At 64.8% G+C, this 16,523-nt stretch carries 14 protein-coding genes; all 14 read right to left on the reverse strand.

What is annotated here, in order from left to right; genetic code table 11:
* Positions 1-108 precede the first annotated feature (108 nt).
* Complete coding sequence (locus ACJRW5_RS20285; protein WP_484572296.1) at positions 109-477, reverse strand: hypothetical protein; 369 nt, start codon at positions 475-477, stop codon at positions 109-111.
* Positions 474-1,304 carry an SDR family oxidoreductase gene (locus ACJRW5_RS20290; protein ID WP_484572297.1) on the reverse strand — a complete coding sequence of 277 codons (831 nt, stop codon included), beginning with the start codon at positions 1,302-1,304 and terminating at the stop codon, positions 474-476. Before ACJRW5_RS20290 ends, ACJRW5_RS20285 begins: the two co-directional genes overlap by 4 nt.
* Positions 1,305-1,377: 73 nt before the next feature.
* Positions 1,378-1,842 (reverse strand): multidrug transporter, encoded by a 465-nt coding sequence (locus ACJRW5_RS20295; protein ID WP_484572298.1) that lies wholly within the window; start codon positions 1,840-1,842, stop codon positions 1,378-1,380.
* A gap of 145 nt (positions 1,843-1,987) precedes the next feature.
* A complete protein-coding gene (locus ACJRW5_RS20300; protein WP_484572299.1) occupies positions 1,988-3,424 on the reverse strand; it encodes a mannose-1-phosphate guanylyltransferase/mannose-6-phosphate isomerase in 1,437 nt (478 codons plus the stop codon).
* A gap of 95 nt (positions 3,425-3,519) precedes the next feature.
* Positions 3,520-4,170: an alginate O-acetyltransferase AlgF gene (locus tag ACJRW5_RS20305; RefSeq protein WP_484572300.1), complete on the reverse strand. Its 651-nt coding sequence runs from the start codon at positions 4,168-4,170 to the stop codon at positions 3,520-3,522.
* Between the two features lie 25 nt (positions 4,171-4,195).
* Positions 4,196-5,329: an alginate O-acetyltransferase gene (locus ACJRW5_RS20310; protein WP_484572301.1), complete on the reverse strand. Its 1,134-nt coding sequence runs from the start codon at positions 5,327-5,329 to the stop codon at positions 4,196-4,198.
* A gap of 13 nt (positions 5,330-5,342) precedes the next feature.
* Positions 5,343-6,794, reverse strand: a complete 1,452-nt coding sequence (locus ACJRW5_RS20315; RefSeq protein WP_484572302.1) for an MBOAT family O-acyltransferase — start codon at positions 6,792-6,794, stop codon at positions 5,343-5,345.
* A 134-nt stretch (positions 6,795-6,928) separates the two neighbouring features.
* Positions 6,929-8,002 carry a mannuronate-specific alginate lyase gene (locus tag ACJRW5_RS20320; RefSeq protein ID WP_484572303.1) on the reverse strand — a complete coding sequence of 358 codons (1,074 nt, stop codon included), beginning with the start codon at positions 8,000-8,002 and terminating at the stop codon, positions 6,929-6,931.
* A 10-nt stretch (positions 8,003-8,012) separates the two neighbouring features.
* Positions 8,013-9,443, reverse strand: a complete 1,431-nt coding sequence (locus tag ACJRW5_RS20325) for an alginate O-acetyltransferase (protein ID WP_484572304.1) — start codon at positions 9,441-9,443, stop codon at positions 8,013-8,015.
* A gap of 11 nt (positions 9,444-9,454) precedes the next feature.
* Positions 9,455-10,990 (reverse strand): mannuronan 5-epimerase AlgG, encoded by a 1,536-nt coding sequence (gene algG / locus ACJRW5_RS20330; protein WP_484572305.1) that lies wholly within the window; start codon positions 10,988-10,990, stop codon positions 9,455-9,457.
* An 11-nt stretch (positions 10,991-11,001) separates the two neighbouring features.
* The gene (locus ACJRW5_RS20335) at positions 11,002-12,441 is read right to left on the reverse strand and encodes an alginate export family protein (protein ID WP_484572426.1); all 1,440 of its coding nucleotides are present in this window, start codon (positions 12,439-12,441) and stop codon (positions 11,002-11,004) included.
* A gap of 14 nt (positions 12,442-12,455) precedes the next feature.
* The gene (gene algK / locus ACJRW5_RS20340; protein ID WP_484572306.1) at positions 12,456-13,832 is read right to left on the reverse strand and encodes an alginate biosynthesis TPR repeat lipoprotein AlgK; all 1,377 of its coding nucleotides are present in this window, start codon (positions 13,830-13,832) and stop codon (positions 12,456-12,458) included.
* Between the two features lie 10 nt (positions 13,833-13,842).
* Positions 13,843-15,006, reverse strand: a complete 1,164-nt coding sequence (locus ACJRW5_RS20345; RefSeq protein ID WP_484572307.1) for a PilZ domain-containing protein — start codon at positions 15,004-15,006, stop codon at positions 13,843-13,845.
* A gap of 26 nt (positions 15,007-15,032) precedes the next feature.
* Positions 15,033-16,514, reverse strand: a complete 1,482-nt coding sequence (alg8, locus tag ACJRW5_RS20350; protein ID WP_484572308.1) for a mannuronan synthase — start codon at positions 16,512-16,514, stop codon at positions 15,033-15,035.
* Positions 16,515-16,523 lie beyond the last annotated feature (9 nt).

Genomic DNA, 16,523 nt, shown 5'->3' on the forward strand with positions numbered 1-16,523 from the left:
ATTGTGTGTTTTTTAGCCGCGACGGGTTCTGGTGGACAGGCTTGGTGCTGTCTACGCGCCGCGGCCCTGAATATTATTTCCGTCCACTGTAGGAGCGCAGGCTCGCTATCAACGGCCGTAGCGTGGCGAAAAGGCCAGCCAGGCCAGCACCGGGTAGCAGAGGTAGTGCAGGCTGAAGAGAAACAGACCCATAGGGCTGGGTGTGTCCTGCAGGTACATCATCGCCAGCAATCCCAGATAGAGCAGCCCGAGCACGCTGCCGTAGAGCAGGGTAAAGCGCCAGCGCTCGGTGTTGCTTGGTGCACGCCCAGTGCGCCAGTGGAACACCAGCGCCAAACCGGCTGCGATGGCTGCGGCGATGAGCAGGGTGGTGAACACCCCGCCGAGGCGCACGAAAGTACGCAGCAACAGGTTCAGCAGTACAGCGGCGATCACGCCTGCGGCGACGTAATAACGCAGTTGCAGGCTCTGGCTCATAGTGCTTGCGTCAGGCCGAAGCGCTTGCTCAGCACCCGTTGCAGCAGAGCGCCAGGCAGCAAGGCGGCAAGCAGCGGCAGGGCACGGCTGCCATTGCCCAGGCGCAGCAGGCGTGGGCGTTTGTCGCGCTGCACGGCGGCCAGCAGTTGCGCGGCGAAGTCGCTGGCCGGGGTCGGGTTGTCCTGCGAGGCCTTGGCGCGGGCGCGGATGCCCTCACGCAGCGGCCACCAGGGCGAGTCCTGGCGGATCAGTGCTTCGGCCTGCTGGCTGGCGCTGGCGCCGAAACTGGAGGCGATGGCCCCTGGCTGCACTTCCATCACCTCGATGGCAAAGGGCGCCAGTTCCATGCGCAGGGCATCGCTCAATGCATGCACCGCCGCCTTGGAGGCGCAGTAGGCGCCGGCGAAAGGGGTTACCAGTACGGCGGAGACGCTGCCAATGTTCACCACCAGGCCACGACTGCGGCGCAGCAACGGGAAGAACGCGCGGGTCACGCCGACGATGGAAAACACGTTGGTTTCGAACTGCTTGTGCATGGCCTCCACACCACCGTCCAGCAGTGGGCCCATGGCGCCGTAACCGGCGTTGTTGATCAGCACGTCGAGACCGCCGATCTCTTCGTTCAAGCGCGTAGCCAGCTGTTGCAAGGCGTCGCCATCGTTGACGTCGAGTTGCACGGCGTGGAACCCGGCTTGTTGCAGCTCGGCCAGGTCAGCTTCCTTGCGCGCCGTTGCCCAGACCGCGTAGCCGCCGGCCTTGAAGACGTCGGCCAGGGCGCGGCCGATGCCGCTGGAGCAGCCGGTAATCAGAACGCTGGGTTGAGGCATGGTGGGGTTCCTTGGGTAGGGTGCGCCGTGCGCACCATCGTGCCGAATCATTGGTGCGCACGGCGCACCCTACTTAGCGGATGAACTTGCCCTGCAGGCGTTCGGCACGAAAATCCAGCGTAGACGGGCGGTAGCCGCTACGCAGCTCGGGCAGCGGCATGCAGTCGCTCCAGCTGGCGCCGGGCAGCAGCTCACCGGGGCCGCGGTAGCTGGGTGATTCGTACAGGCGCTGGGCCAGGTTGGTGGCGTTGCCAGGACGGTAGGCGGCGACTTCCCAGCGCAGCTCCAGCAGAGCGGCATCGCTGCCGTTCTTCAGATCGATGGCCAGCGGGCGGTCGGCAGGGCAACGTTGCGGATCGTAGCCAAGGCGCAGTTCGAGATGGGCAAGGTAGCGCTCGTCGCGGCTTTCCTGCCAGAGCACCCAGGTGGCGACCAGGCCGAGACCAACCAGCGCAGCCATCGACACCGGCAACGCCTTGGTCGGATAGCGGATCAGCAGAATCAGCCAGGTAATGACGAGTACGACACCGAACAGCATGAGGACAGTCCTTGAGGAGGTCTGCGCTCATCGTACACAAGGTGCTTTCTCAGGGTAACCGCGCGGCCTGTCGCAGGGTGTGACAGCCGCGCAGGTGGTCACGGCGCAGGGGCGTAGCCCGGATGCAATCCGGGCTACGAACAGCTCAATGTGCGGCGCCGGCGGCTACTGCATCGCTACGGCCGTACACATCTTCCAAACGCTCGATATCGTCCTCGCCCAGGTAGGTCCCGGACTGCACCTCGATGATTTCCAGCGGGATCTTGCCCGGGTTGGACAGGCGATGCACCGAGGTCATCGGGATGTAGGTGGACTGGTTCTCGGTGAGCAGGAACTCACGGTCGTCGCAGGTCACGCGGGCAGTGCCGGAGACCACGATCCAGTGCTCGGCGCGGTGGTGGTGCATCTGCAATGAGAGCTGCGCACCCGGCTTGACGGTGATGTGCTTGACCTGGAAGCGGCCGCCCATGTCCACCGAGTCATACGAGCCCCATGGGCGGTAAACCTCGCAGTGGTTCTGGGTTTCGCAACGCCCTTGTTCGTCGAGCTTGCCGACCAGTTTCTTGACGTCCTGCACACGATCCTTGTGCGCCACCATCATGGCGTCCTTGGTCTCCACCACGACGATATCGTCCAGGCCCAGTACCGATACCAGCTTGCCATTGCCGTGGATCAGGCAGTTGCGGCTGTCTTCGACCACCACGTCGCCTTTGGTGACGTTGCCGGCGTCGTCCTTGTCGTGCACTTCCCAGATCGACGACCAGCTGCCGACGTCGTTCCAGCCTGCCGACAGCGGCACCACGCAGGCGCGATCGGTCTTCTCCATCACCGCATAGTCGATGGAGTTGTCCGGGCAGCAGGCGAAGGTGGCCGGGTCGATGGCGACCTGTTCACCTTCGCGCTGGCTGCGCTCCAGGGCCAGCAGGCAGGTGTCGTAGATATCCACGTCGTGGTGCTTGAGCTCTTCGAGGAAGCGGCTGGCGCGGAACAGGAACATGCCACTGTTCCAGTAGTAGTCGCCGCTTTTCACGTACTCGGTGGCGCGTTTGGCATCGGGCTTCTCGACGAAGCTGGCGACGCGCGCGACGCCGTCGGGCAGTTCGCTGTCGGCCTGGCCGAGGATGTAGCCGTAGCCGGTTTCCGGGCGGTTGGCCGGGACGCCGAACAGCACCATCTCGCCTTTCTCGGCGGCCACGGTGGCCAGCGCCAGTGCCTGGCGGAAGGCCTGCTGATCGTCCAGCACGTGGTCGGCCGGCAGCACCAGCATCAGCTCATCGCGACCCTCGGCAACCAGCTGCAGGGCGGCCATGGCCACGGCTGGCGCGGTGTTGCGGCCGAAGGGCTCGAGCAGCAGCAATTGCGCCTGCTGGCCGATCTGCTCCAGTTGCTCCTGAACGATGAAGCGGTGCTCCTGGTTGGACACCAGCACCGGTGGCTGCATGCCTTCGATGGACAGACGCTGCAAGGTCTGCTGGAACAGGGTGCGCTCACCGGTCAGGGCGAGGAACTGCTTGGGATACAGCTTGCGCGAAAGAGGCCAGAGTCGCGAGCCGCTGCCACCGGAAAGGATGATGGGGGTCATGGTGTCTCTCCTGATCGAATTTGCAAGGTAAGTGCCCGTGTCGTGTCGGTGCGGCGTGTGCCCGCCGTTTTCCTTGTTCTAAACAAACTCACTGCTTAACCGTCGATGGGGCGCTTGACCCATACCGGCGACAACTTGCCCTGGCCGCCGGTGACGAACAGGCTGACCACCTCACCGCGCTCCAGCGTGACCGGCTTGAGGTCGGCGACCTTGCGTTCACCCTCGAACAGCGCCAGGCCGACCTTCACCGGGTTGATCTCGCGGTCACCGCGACCGTCTGGCTTCACATCGGCGACCACTGCGGTCTTGCCGTCGGCAGTCTTCAGGCTGAGGGTGCTGTCGCTGAGGTTCTGCACGCGCAGCATGGCTTTCTGCCGGCTGGTGAAGGCCGGCTCCTCGACCAGACGCGGTTTGGCGCCGGTCTGGCTGACCAGGGTGTAGTAGTGCTCGGGTTGCAGTTGCACCGGCAGTTGGGCATTGCCGACCTGAGCCTGGTAGCTACCAGCCGGAAGGAATTTGAAATCGCTCGAGCCCAGTGGCGAGACCTGCTTGAGCTGGGCCTCGCCGACGCTGACGTCCAGTTCGGCGCTGCTGGCGTTGTAAGCGCGGACGAAGGCCGAACCCTTGGGCGCCTTGGGCCCGTAGAGCGCGCCATCATCGGCGGCGTGCGCCTGCAGCATGCCGAGGCCGAGAGCCAGGGCGCAGGCGCCCAGGGTGAAGCGACGTAGAGTGGTTGGTTTGTTCATCGGATAGTCCTCCTTGGGGGATGAATCAGCGGCTGGCTGCAGCCAGCCCCTGGCGCTCGCCACCAGCCTTGAGGGTGGCGAGCCATTGCGGGTCGATATCGGTGAAATCGCTGGTCATTGGCAGGTAGCGCTCGGGGAATTCCCAGATCACCAGCTGCGGCGGGTTGTCCGCGAATTCGTCGCTCTGCAGGTACTTGAGCATTGGCACCAGCGGGCCTTCGCCTTCCTCGGCGTAGTTACCGAGATCACGCTGCAGGTGCTGGCGCAGGGCACCGGCGAAGTTCCATGCCGGGTTGGCGCTGTAGCTGGTGCCGACCAGGGCCACCGGCATATCGCTGTCGCCGAACAGGTCGGCGCTGCCGGCCTCGGCGCTGTGGGTTTCGCGTTGCTGCAACTGATCGGCTTTGGGCAGCAGGTTTTCGAACAGCGGGGCCAGCGGCAGGAAGCGGGTCAGGTCGCCTTGATGTGCACGGGTGGTCACCGTCTCGGTGACGAACTGCTGGGGCTCGCCGCGCAGCTGTACTGCACTGCGCACCACTTCGCTCAGTGCGCGCGCGGTGACGTCGGCGCCCTGTGGCGTCCAGTGGGTATCGGTACGCAGGAACATCGGCGCTTCGTCCTTGCCGGCCTGCAGAGGGCCAAGCAGGTCGGGTGCGGCGATGCCGGCATCGCGCACTGCATGATGAAAGCGCGGATAGAGGCTGGCCTGCATGGCACTGGGGTGGTGCTCGCCAGTGTGTTCCGGGTACAGGCGGGTCTTGGCCGGGACGATGGCCAGCAGCAGGTGGATGTCACGTTGTTCCAGCTGACGCTGCACGCCGCGGATCAACGCCAGGTTGTCACGCATCTGGCGCTGGGCGTCGGGTACCGGGTCGAACTCCTCGTCCGAGTACAGCCAGCCGCCATCACCGATCACCAGGCCACTGCGACCCTCACCGAAGGCCAGGTACTCCAGCGCGGCCCAGAGGTTGATGCCGGCCTGCTTCAGGGGGAAGTGCTCGTCATAGTGGTGCTCGATGCTCTTGGCCAGGCCGCCGTCCAGCACGCTGGGTTTGGCTGGCATGCGGTAGTCGGCGAGCTTGGCCAGTGCGAGCAAGCTGACCGGCAGCAGCAGCAGGCTGAACAGCACGACATAGAGAGTCTTGATGGGGCGGTTCATCATCGGCCTCCGCTCAGAACTGGAAGTAGAGGAAGGGGGAATAGCTCTGCGCCGAGAGCTTGAGCAGCGAGGCGCAGAACAGCAGGAGCAGGGCACCTCGCAGGGCGACCGTGCGCAGGTCGATGGCCTGCAGGGCAACGCCGGCACTGGCCAGGGTCAGCCCCGGCTCGTGGCGACGGCCGGCGAGGAACTGCCGGGCGCCGCACAGGGCGATGACGATCCAGGCCAGGGCCAGCGTGGTCATCTGCAGGCCGGTGATGCGCGCCAGCGTCAGTTCGCTCAGGTGCCAGTCGTCGAAGGCGAACAGGGCGGCGTACATACGCCCGGCCACCTCCAGGTTCTCGGCGCGGAAGATCACCCAGCCGAGCATCACCAGCAGCAGGGTGAAGGCCCACTTGAACAGGTTGAACTGCGTGGCGGCGGCTTTGACGCCCAGCGCCCGCTCGATGGCCAGCCAGGTGCCGTGCCAGGCGCCCCAGATCAGGAAGGTCCAGTTGGCGCCGTGCCAGAAACCGCCCAGCAGCATGGTCAAAAACAGGTTGCGGTAGGTGTTGAAGGTGCCGTGGCGGTTGCCGCCCAGCGGCACGTACAGGTAGTCGCGCAGCCAGGTGGACAGACTGATGTGCCAGCGTCGCCAGAACTCGGTGATCGACTGGCTGATATAGGGCTGGTTGAAGTTCTCCATGAAGCGAAAGCCCATCATCAGGCCGAGGCCGATGGCCATGTCGCTGTAGCCGGAGAAGTCGAAGTACAGCTGTGCGGTGTAGGCGATCATGCCCAGCCAGGCTTCGCCGGTGGTCGGGTTGTCCAGGGCGAAGCAATGGTCGACCAGCGGCGCCAGGCTGTCGGCGATGAACACCTTCTTGACGAAGCCCTGCATGAAGCGCGTGGCGCCTTCGCTGAACTTGTCCAGGCTGTGCGTGCGGTCGGTGAACTGGTCGGCCAGGTCCTTGTAGCGCAGCACCGGGCCGGCGATCAGCTGCGGGAACAGGGCGATGAAGGCCGCGAAGTTGATCAGGTTGCGCGTTGGTTCGGTGTCCTTGCGGTATACATCGATCAGGTAGCTGATCGACTGGAAGATATAGAAGGAGATACCGATCGGCAGGATCACCGCGGTCAGCACGAAGGGTTCCAGGCCCATGGATTCGAGCACGGCATTGATGTTGGCCACGCCGAAGTTGGCGTACTTGAAGTAGCCCAGGGTCGCCAGGTTGCCGACCACCCCGGCGACCACCCATCGGCGTGCCATCTGGGTGCCGGCGTGGGCGTGAATGCGCAGGCCGATGCCGTAGTTCCACAGGGTCACGGCGGCGAACAGCAGGAGGAAATCCACCCGCCACCAGGCGTAGAAGGTGTAGCTGCCGATCAGGATCAGCAGGTTGCGCCCGCGATTCGGGCACAGGTAGTACAGGCCGAGGAAGATCGGCAGGAACAAGAACAGAAATACGTTGGATGAAAAGACCATCCGTGCTTCTCCGTGAACAGCCGGGGCAGCGCCCCCCTTTCCCCCCGCGAGCGGAGGGTTTGTTTTGTTACGTCCTGTAGGAGCCGGTTCATCCGCGAAAATCGCGGCTAAAGCGGAATGCCGCCCAGCCGCTCCTACGGTTTTTCGAATACCTGGGTCACTTCACCACCGAGGCGGAAGCTGTTGAACGGCCCCATCTCCTGGTTCAGTTCGCGAGCCTGCTCGTCACAGGCATAGAGGCTGCAATAGGGCGCCAGCCAGGCGTATTTGTAGTCCTTGCGCAGTTCCGCCATGTCCTGCTTGGCGCCACTGCGGCGGGCGAAGACGGCGGGGTCGCGGGCGCCTTGCAGCACCCGTTCGGCCAGGCGTTGCAGGGCACCGTGGTTCTCGTCGCGCAGATCGACATCGTTGGCCTGGGCGAATGCCGCGATCATCGCCAGCGGCGGCAGGGCGTAGTTGTGATAGGCCAGGGCGCGCTGGCTGCGGCGCATCTCGTTTTCCAGGTAACCGTCGCCATCGACCTGACCGGCTGCCACGCGGAATTGACCGACCGACCAGTCGAACAGATCGCGGCGATCGGCGATGACGGCCACCGCCATCACCGACCAGGCCGCCCAGTAGCTGTGGTTGTTGATCTTGCGCAGCGGCAGGTCGCTCCATTCACGCACCGTGTGTTCGGCCAGGCGGGTGAACCAGGCTTCGATGCGTGCGCTCTGCTGCGGGTAGGCGGCCAGCGGTTGCGACTCGGAGAACTTCAGGCGCAGCCAGGCGCCAGCCAGGCTGCCCAGCGCCCATTTGCGCATCGACTTGCCGGTATGGTTGAACTGCTCGGACTCCAGCGCATCGGCACTGGCCCACTGGTCGAGCCACTCCACGGCGCAATCCAGGTGCCCTTGCTGACCGGTACGCATGTAGTTGGTGATCATCCGTCCGGCGTCCTTTTCCAGGCGGGTGATGGCCGAGGTCTGCTCGCGGAAGTTCTTCTCGGCCTTGCGGTTGAGCGTGGCGCGGGCACTGTTCGAGCCTTCGTACTTGCTGGTGAACTGCAGCTCGCCGGTGTAGGGGCGAGGCACCGCCGCGCAGACCGGCGCCTTGCCGTCACGCTGGCCGACGGCGGCGTAGTAGCCGGCCGGCGGTTGCAGCGCGGCGAAGGCCGGGGCGCTGAGCAGCAGGGTCAGGAGCGTGAGTGGGGCGAGTCGCATGGGCATGGTGGCCTCCTCAGTCGTCCGCGCTGTGCTGCGCGACCTGCTGGTTGGGCCCGCTGGGGCGCTGGCACAGGCTGGCCTGGACTTTCAGGTCCTCATCACTGTCTTCGGGCTTCTGGATTTCCAGGGCGAAGAAGTTCTCCTCGCCCCAGCCCGGCTCGTCACGCAGCTCCACGGCGAAGCGCCCGTCGGTATCGACGGTGTTGGGCTTTTCCAGCTTGAGCTGCTCGCGACGGCCGTTGAGGTACCAGATGGTGGCGTCGACGCGCTTGACCGACGGATCGCTGAAACGCAGGTCGAGCTGGTGGCGGTTGCCGCGCAGGGTCAGCAGCTTGCTCTCGCCGTTGACCAGCACCTCGTTGCTGCCCGGATGCAGGCGTTTTTCGCTGCTCAGCAGTTCGGTCTGGCCGCTGCAACCGTTGTTCAGGGTGGCCATCAGCTGGCGATGGATCTTGTCCGAGGCCAGGTCGTAGAGCGGCGAGAATTCCCAGATGAGAATCTGCGGCGGGTCGTTCTGGAACGACTCGCTGGCCAGGTACTCGAGCATCGCGCCTTCCAGTCCGCCGCCCGGGAAGGCGGCGTTGAGCACGTCGGTGCCCAGGTACTGTTCGAGGAAGCCGCTGAAGTTGTAGTTCTTGCCGCTGTGGCTGGTGCCGACCAGGGTGATCTTCGGGCTGCTCTCGTCACCGAACAGGGCGTCACCGTCGCTGGCGTCCTTGGGTTCGGTGATGAACTGATCGACGTACTGCACCGCGTAACCGGTACCGCACAGCTGGCTGGCGACGTTTTGCATGGTGCCGGTCTTGCCCATCAGGCCGACGCGCTGGGTGACGAACTCCTTGCGCGGGATGTCTTCGAAACCGGGAATGCGCTTGACCGTCTCGGCCACCAGGCGCGCAGTGCGCTCGGCGCCGTAAGGCGTCCAGTGCTGGTCGCGGCGGAAGTAGAATTCCTGCTCGCTGTGCTCGTCGGTCAGCCCGCTCAGATCCGGTACCCAGATGCCCAACTGCTCGAAGCGGTTGAGGGTCTGGCGGTAGTTGCGCAGGGCCTTGTCGTAGTCGAAACGCTGGTAGTCGGCGGGGCGCAGCTTGTCGCGATTGACCAGGCCGCGGGTCGGTTGATAGACCACCACCAGCTCGACGCCGCGCTGCTTGAGGCCGTCGCGCAGCTCCTTGAGGCGCTGGTAGCCGACTTCGCTGGTGCCGAACTCGGTGCGTAGATCTTCGACGCTGCGGAACAGCCAGCCCTCGTCGGCATCCATCAGGGTGACGAAGTTCTTCATATAGTTGGTGGTGTAGCGGCTGGCGTCATGCGCAGCCGGGCACAGCGAGCAGCAGTCTTGCACCTGATATTGCGGCGCCGGGCGTTCTTCGGCCTGCAGGTTGCTGGCGAAGGCGGCGCAGGTCACTGCCAGGGCCAGGGTCTTGAGTGTGTATGCAGTCATGGGAGGCCTCGTCAGTTGGTCATCGGCTCGGGCTCGATCGGATCGATCAGCACGGGCAGGCGCTGGCGCAGCATGAGGTCGAGGATCTCGTCCTGTTTCTCGCCGAGGATGCCGGCGAGCTGGATGCCGGTGCTCTTGCTCGGCGCGAGCATCTTCACGCGGTACATCTCCACGGAAAGTGGCGAGTCGATGTTGATCGGGCTGGAGCCATTGGCGGCCAGGGTGCCGCCGACGATGATCATCGAGATCTTGGTATCGAACGGGTCGAGATCCAGGTCGCGATCGGTGTCGGAGAGATCCTTGATATGGCCGTACACGCCGGTCAGCTGGTTCATCGCCGACAGGTTGTCGTAGAGGCGGATGTTCTCGCTGTTGCGAATGCGGATGCCGTGGCGCTGGTTGCGCAGCACCTGGTTGCCCCACAGCAGGTTGTCGCCGCTTTCGTACAGGGTGATGCCGTCGGAGTGGTTGCTGTGCACGCGGTTGTAGGCGATCAGGTTGCGCTCGCTGTTACGGTCGATGACCACCCCGGAGAGCTTGTTGTCATGGCTCTCGTTGTTGATGATCCAGCTGTCGTTGACCTCGCGCGAAATGATGATGCCGTGCTTCTTCTTGGTGCCGAAGACCTTGTTCTCGGCGATGATCAGGCCGTGCGAACGGTCGTGCGGGTCGATGCCGTAGACGATGTTGTCGCGGTAGGTGTTGCCCTTGATCACCACGTTCTGCGCTTCGTAGCAGTAGAAGCCGTACCAGTGGTCGACGAATTCCGAGTCGATCAGCCAGCCGGTCGGTTCTTCCCGTTGCAGGCGTTCGTGCATGTTCGGCGTGTACTGGGTGATCGACACGCCGTAGGACTTGGAGTTGTCGTAGCCCAGGCTGGTCAGCACGCTGCCGGCGATGTACAGCTCGCTACCGCCCCAGGACACCAGGAACGGGCGGAACTCCTTGCCGTCATCGCGCATGGTCGCCGGGCCGTTGTCCGCCTCGCGCCAGGCGGTGACGCGGGTATCGGTGAGGAACATCATGCCGTCGTTGACCAGGAACGAGCCGCGCTCCTGCGACAGGCGCAGCTCGCGGGTTTCCTTGCCGACATGCAGCGCTGCACCTTCGGCGACGACGATAGGCAGGCGGGCGATATACACCCCCGGCTGCTGCTCGGCGAACTGGCTGTCGGGCAGGGCCTTGGCCAGGTCCTGCGCGGTGACCAGGCCGCCTTCGATGAAGATTGCATGGGGCATGCCCTGCTGGCGCTTGATCCATTCACGCAGGCGCTCGTTACCGCCGGTGAAGTCCTTCAGCGCGTCCTGACGCAGCATGCGCCGTACCACCACCTTGCCTTTGTGCTCGCGCGGAATCTTGGCCAGCACGGCTTGTGTGGTGTAACCGGAGAGGTCCGGCAGCTCGGGTGCTTCCATGTGCAGTTCGTCTGCCGGCGCGCTGCGTACGCGGTAGTCGAACTGGTGTTCCTGCGGGTTGGCCTGGGCCAGCGGCGCAGTGAGGCATAGCGCGCCGAGCAGCAGGGGTAAGGCTAAGCCGTTGGGTTGCATGGTCCGATCCCTCAGAAGCGCCAGATGAAGTCGACGAAGGCGCGGTGCATCACCGAGTCGGTGCCGCTGCCATAGGCATCGCCGGGCAGGAATACGCCGGCGCGCAGGCGCACCAGGGCCGAGCGGTCATCCAGCTGTTCGGCCACGGCGGCCGGCAGCAGGCCCTGCTTGAAATAACGGGTCAGCACCAGGTCGACTTCCTGGCCGATGTCTTTTTCACCGTCCTGCAGCGGCGCGGTGATACCGCTGTCGCCGACGTCCTGATCGCTGTCGACGCGCCAGAAACGGTGGTAGACGACGCTGGCGTCGTAGTCCTCGTTCAGCTCCCAGGAGCTGAAGGCACTGGCCACCTGCAAGTTCGACAGTTCGCCACGGAAGGCCTCGCCGTAGCGGTGCAGGCGTGACTCGACGCCGGTGAAGTTGGCTCGATTGCTCTCCAGGCCGGTCTGCATGAACTGTTTGGATTCGTTCTCGTCGCCACCGCCGCTACCACGGGAGTAGGCAGCGCCGATCTTCCAGTTGTCGTCGAGGGCATAGCGCAGGCCGAGATCGACCGCCCAGGCATCCACGTCCTGGCTGCGTGAGCCGGTGGCGATCCGATCGCTACCGACCACTTCCTGCTGCAATTGGTCGGTATCGCCCTTGAGCCAGGTCAGTTGTGCCCAGTAGTTGAGACGGTTGCGCGAGTCGCGCTCGAAGAAGCCGCCGTCGGCATGCAGGCCGAACCAGGTCAGGTCGCCGGTGTAACGCTTGCTCAACTCGTCGATGCGCTCGCCGGGACGCGCCAGGTGACCGTCGTCGCGGCTGTGGTGCAGGTTGGCGCCGATGCGGTGGCCGGGCGTCCACTGGTAGTCGAGGCCGGCGAAGAAATGCCTGCGGTCCTCGTCTTCTGGCGCCAGGTCATCGAGGTCGGTGCGGTATTCGGAAAAGCGCTCGGCAACGCCGACTTTGGCGCGCAACAGGGTGGTATCGAACTGCCATTGAATCGCTTCGATGTTGTTGTCCATCCACGCGCCGTCATCGCTGCGCAGGCGCTGGCGGCCGACGCGCAGGTGCTCGCCGGGGTAGGCGGTGATACCGGCGTAGTCGACCCAGAATTCGCGCATGGCCAGGTAGTTCTTGTCCGGCTGGCGCGCATCGCTGCGCTGCGTGCTGTCTTCGCCGTCGTCCTGCAGCGGGTCGGTTTCGATGGTGTCGGTGGCGGTGACCGCCTGGCCCATGGCGAAGGCGCTCCAGTTGCCGCGCTCGCCGTAAGCCCAGGGGCGCAGGTCGAGACCCAGACCGCTGACATCGCCGCCGTCGCGGGTGCCGAGGTCACGGTCGTCTTCCGACTGTGCGGTGATCTTCACATCCAGGCCGAAGTTCTTCGGCGCATCCGCCGCCCAGGCGGAACTCGCAGCCAGCAGGCTGGCACTCAGGCCCAGCTGGCTGACGATCTTGTTCAACTGCATGCGTGAATCCTTGTTCATGGCTGGCTCGCCTGCAGAGCGGCCTGTTGCTGCAGGACGATGCCGCGTGCATCGCGCTCCTCGCGCAGCAGGCGCTGGCCCTCGGCCAGTTGCGCCGGTGTCAGGCTTCCGGCCACGGCCTGCGCCAGTTCGACGGTCGGTGGGGTATTGCGCGGCAGGGCCAGCTGACTGAAGACATAGGCGTTGACCGGGTCAGGCTTGATGCCGCGGCCCTGGCTGAACATCTGCGCCAGGGCGAAGTCGGCGCTGAGCTGGCCGGCGCGCGCAGCGCTGAGCAGGTGATCGAGCGCCTGCTGCGCATAGACCTCACCGAGGTAACCGCGCAGGTAGATCTGCCCCAGGTAGTAGTTGGCGCTGGGCTCGCTGGGCGCAGCCTTGCGCAGGTGTTCTTCGGCCTTGTGCGGCTCTCTGGGGAGCAGCTTGCCTTCGTAGTACAGGCGCCCGAGCAGCAGTTCGGCACGCGGCAGGGCGGCGTCGCGGCCCTTGTCCAGGTAGCCGAGCAGGGTCTCGGTATCGCCTTGCCCGGGGTAGTCGTAGAGCAGGCGCGCCAGGCTGACCCAGGCGGCCGGGTAGTCCGGGGCGATGGTTTCGAGCAACTCCTGGGCGCGCTGCGGTTGCGGCTGGCCGAGCTCGGCGTCGCTGAGCACCTGGGCCACGGACTCGACCTGATTGGGCGAGACGTTGCCGCTGCGGTAGCCGCCCAGCAGTTGCTCAATCAGTGCTTCGCGATCGTCTTCGCGATTCTGTTTCTGGTACACGGTCGCCAGTTCCGCATAGCAGGCGTCGTTGCTGGCCAGGCGTGCCTGGCAGATGCGTTCGATCTCGCCCAGGTGCTGGTCGTAGGTGCCATCGGTGCGGTACAGGAGAATCTGCGCCAGCTCGGCCTGCGGCCGGCCTTCCTGGCGCCAGTCTTGGATACGTTGCGCGATGTTCATGGCGGGAAAGTCCTGTGGGTAGAACAGGTAGAGTTCGGTCAGCGGCAGCAGCGCGCTGGGCTCGCCAGCGCGGCTGGCGCTTTCCAGCAGCTCGGCGGCTTCCTGGCGCTCGGCCAGGGTGCTGCCGGGCTTGCGCGCCAGCAGCTTGCCGAGACGTGCCTGAGCCCGTGGCGAGCCGTCCTGAGCCTGGCGATAGATGCGTTCGGCCTCATCCAGGTCCTGGGTCTGGCCATTGGCGGCGTAGATGTCGGCCAGGCCGATCTGCGCATCGCTGTAGCCCATCTCGGCGAGCTGGCGGAAGTGCCATTCGGCCGTCTGCTGGTCGCCGCTGTGCAGGGCTTCGCGGGCCAGGCGCTCATCCGGCAGGCCGGCACAACCGGCCAGCGTGGCGCTGACGGCTAGGCCGAGCAGGGCGGGGCGAAGAAGAGGCATGCTCACGGCGATCTCCTTATCGACCTGCCGCGACTGCGCGGTCGACCAGCCAGCCCAGCGACGGACCACGGTCGATGACCACATCCACCGGCTGCCCGGCGAGGCTGGCGGGCAGGGTGTCCTGCGGCTTGATCACCACGCGGATGTCCGAGCTCAGGCCACCGTCGTGCAGGCTGCTGCTGACGATCTTGCCGTGGCGTGCCTGATCTTCGCCTGCCACTTTGAAGCTCACCGGCGTGCCGGGGCGCGCCTGCTCCAGGTGACGGTAGGGGAAGCTGGCGCTGACGGTGGCGACGCCATCCTGTGGCACCAGCTCGAAGATCACGTCGCCCTTGCTGGCGAACTGACCGTCGGCCACCAGCTGACGGGAGATCTTGCAGTTGCACGGGCTGGTCAGGGTGCCCTGCATTTCACGGGCGAACAGCGCTTCGATCTGCTCCGGTTCGAGCTGGTCGTCACCCAGGTGGCCCTTGAGCATTTCCAGCATGCTGGTGGTGAAGGTGGCGATCGGCGCGCCTTTCTCGATTACCCCGTCAGGCTGGGCCAGGCTCTGCACACTGCCTTCACGTGGCATGGTCACCTGCAGTGCCGGCAGGCTGATCTGTGCCGACTGCGCATGGGTGACGAAGTACAGGCCGTAGATCGACTTGCCGATGTAGCCGAAGGCGGCCAGGCCGATGAGGAAGATGGCGCCGCTGAAGGTCACTGCACGCAGGCGGCCGAATACGCCCATGCCGCCGCCGGAGCCGCCCTTGCGCGCCTTGGTGAAGTTGTCGCGCTGGAGGATGTGTAGCACTTCGCCGACATTGACCAGCTCACCAGCGAGGTGGGCACTGATCAGGTGGCGCAGCGCTGCCGCCTCGCGGGCGCCCAGGCCGTGGAACTGGCAACCGACGCGATTGTGTTCGGGTTGTACCGAGGTCACCTGAAACTCGATATCCAGACCCAGTACCAGGCTGTCGAGTTGAAACTGCAGTTGGCCGCGATGGAAGTCACCGACCTTGTGCGAGGTGTTCTCGCTGGTGAAGCTGAAGCCGCCGGCAGAAACATCCTGCAGGCGTGCGTCGATGCGGTCACGCTGGGCGTTGGTATAGCGCAGGCGTCCGGGTAGCTTGACGCGGGCATGTTGGCGCTGGGCTTCGGACTCATGGACGACGTTGAGATTGGCGACGGAGTTCATGGTGGCTATTTCCTATTCGAGTACGGTCACACCAGCGCCAACAGCGCGGCGATGAAGACAGAGGCGGCAGAGAAGGTCATGGCGCGCGACGACCAGCTGTTGAACCAGTTGGCGAAGCTGGACAGGCCACGGTTGAGCTTGGTGTTCTGGCGTGTCCAGGATTGCTGGTCGAGGCGGAAGAACACGTAGATCTTCACCAGCGCACCGACGATCTGGTTGTAATAGAGCAGCACCGGGTAGGCCGGGCCGATGCGGTGGCCGGAGAACATCAGCAGCAGGGTCAGGATCAGGCGCGTAGTACCGATCCACAGCAGGTAGATCAGCAGGTACATCAGGCTGTACTTGATGCTGGCGATGATCGCCACGCACAGGCCGAGGATGCAGGTCCACATCGATACGCGCTGGTCGAACAGCACCAGGCTGGTGAAGGCGCCAAGGCGACCCATGCCCAGACGCAGGGCGCGCGAGTTCTGCCGCAGGTTATTGCCGTACCAGCGGAACATCAGCTTGCGGCTGGCCTTGATGAAGCTCTTCTCCGGCGGGTGCTCGACCGTGTTGATCGCGGCATCCGGCACGTAGAAGGTGTCGTAGCCCAGGCGCATCAGGCTGTACCAGCTGGACTTGTCGTCGCCGGTCAGGAACTGGAAGCGCCCCAGGCGCCAGTGTTCCAGGTGGTCGCTCTCCACATCGCGGATGAACTCAGGGTCGGTCACCACGCTGGCGCGGAATACCGACATGCGCCCGGTCATGGTCAGCACGCGCTTGCTCAGCGCCATCGAGCACATGTTGAGGTGACGTTGGGCGAAGCGCAGCTTGTGCCACTCGCTCATCAGGTAGCTGCCACGCACCTCGCAGAACTCGTTGGTGGTCAGGCCGCCGACATTGGGGAAGAGCTTGAACCAGGGCACGCTTTTCTTCACCACTCCGGGCTCGAGCACTGTGTCACCATCGATCACCGCCACTACCGCATCGCGGTCCGGCATTTGCCGGGAGATGGCACGGAAGCCGTGAGCCAGACCGTCACGCTTGCCAGTACCGGGGATGCGCACGATATCCAGCTTGACGTGTGCCGGCGGCTCGGCCTGGGCCCAGAGGTTCTTGATCAGCAACTCGTCGGAGAGCTCGACGATCGAGCAGACCACGGTGGTCGGGTAGCCGCAGTCGATGGCTTCGCGGATCACCGAGCGGTAGACCATGGCGGTGGTCAGTGCCTCGATGCGGAAGCTGGTGACCAGCAGATACGCGTGAGAAGGGGCGGCATCCTTGCCGAGTTTTTGCACCTTGCGGCGATACCAGGGGTACACCAGATAGAGGAACAGGCAACCGCGCACGAAGTGCATGGCGCCCATGGAATAGCGCCAGATGCCGACGATACCGATGAGCAGGAGGAAGTCCCGCGATTCGGGGTCGAACACCGTGCGTGGCAGTGCCAGGGCCAGAAGCATCAGCAGGCTGAGGTAGAGCAGCCAGCCGCTGGCTTCGTTGAGGCCGTTCTTGAGCTTGTCCATATGCGTCTC

It is taken from the genome of Pseudomonas pichavaramensis (genome assembly GCF_050473265.1).
Taxonomy (GTDB): domain Bacteria; phylum Pseudomonadota; class Gammaproteobacteria; order Pseudomonadales; family Pseudomonadaceae; genus Aquipseudomonas.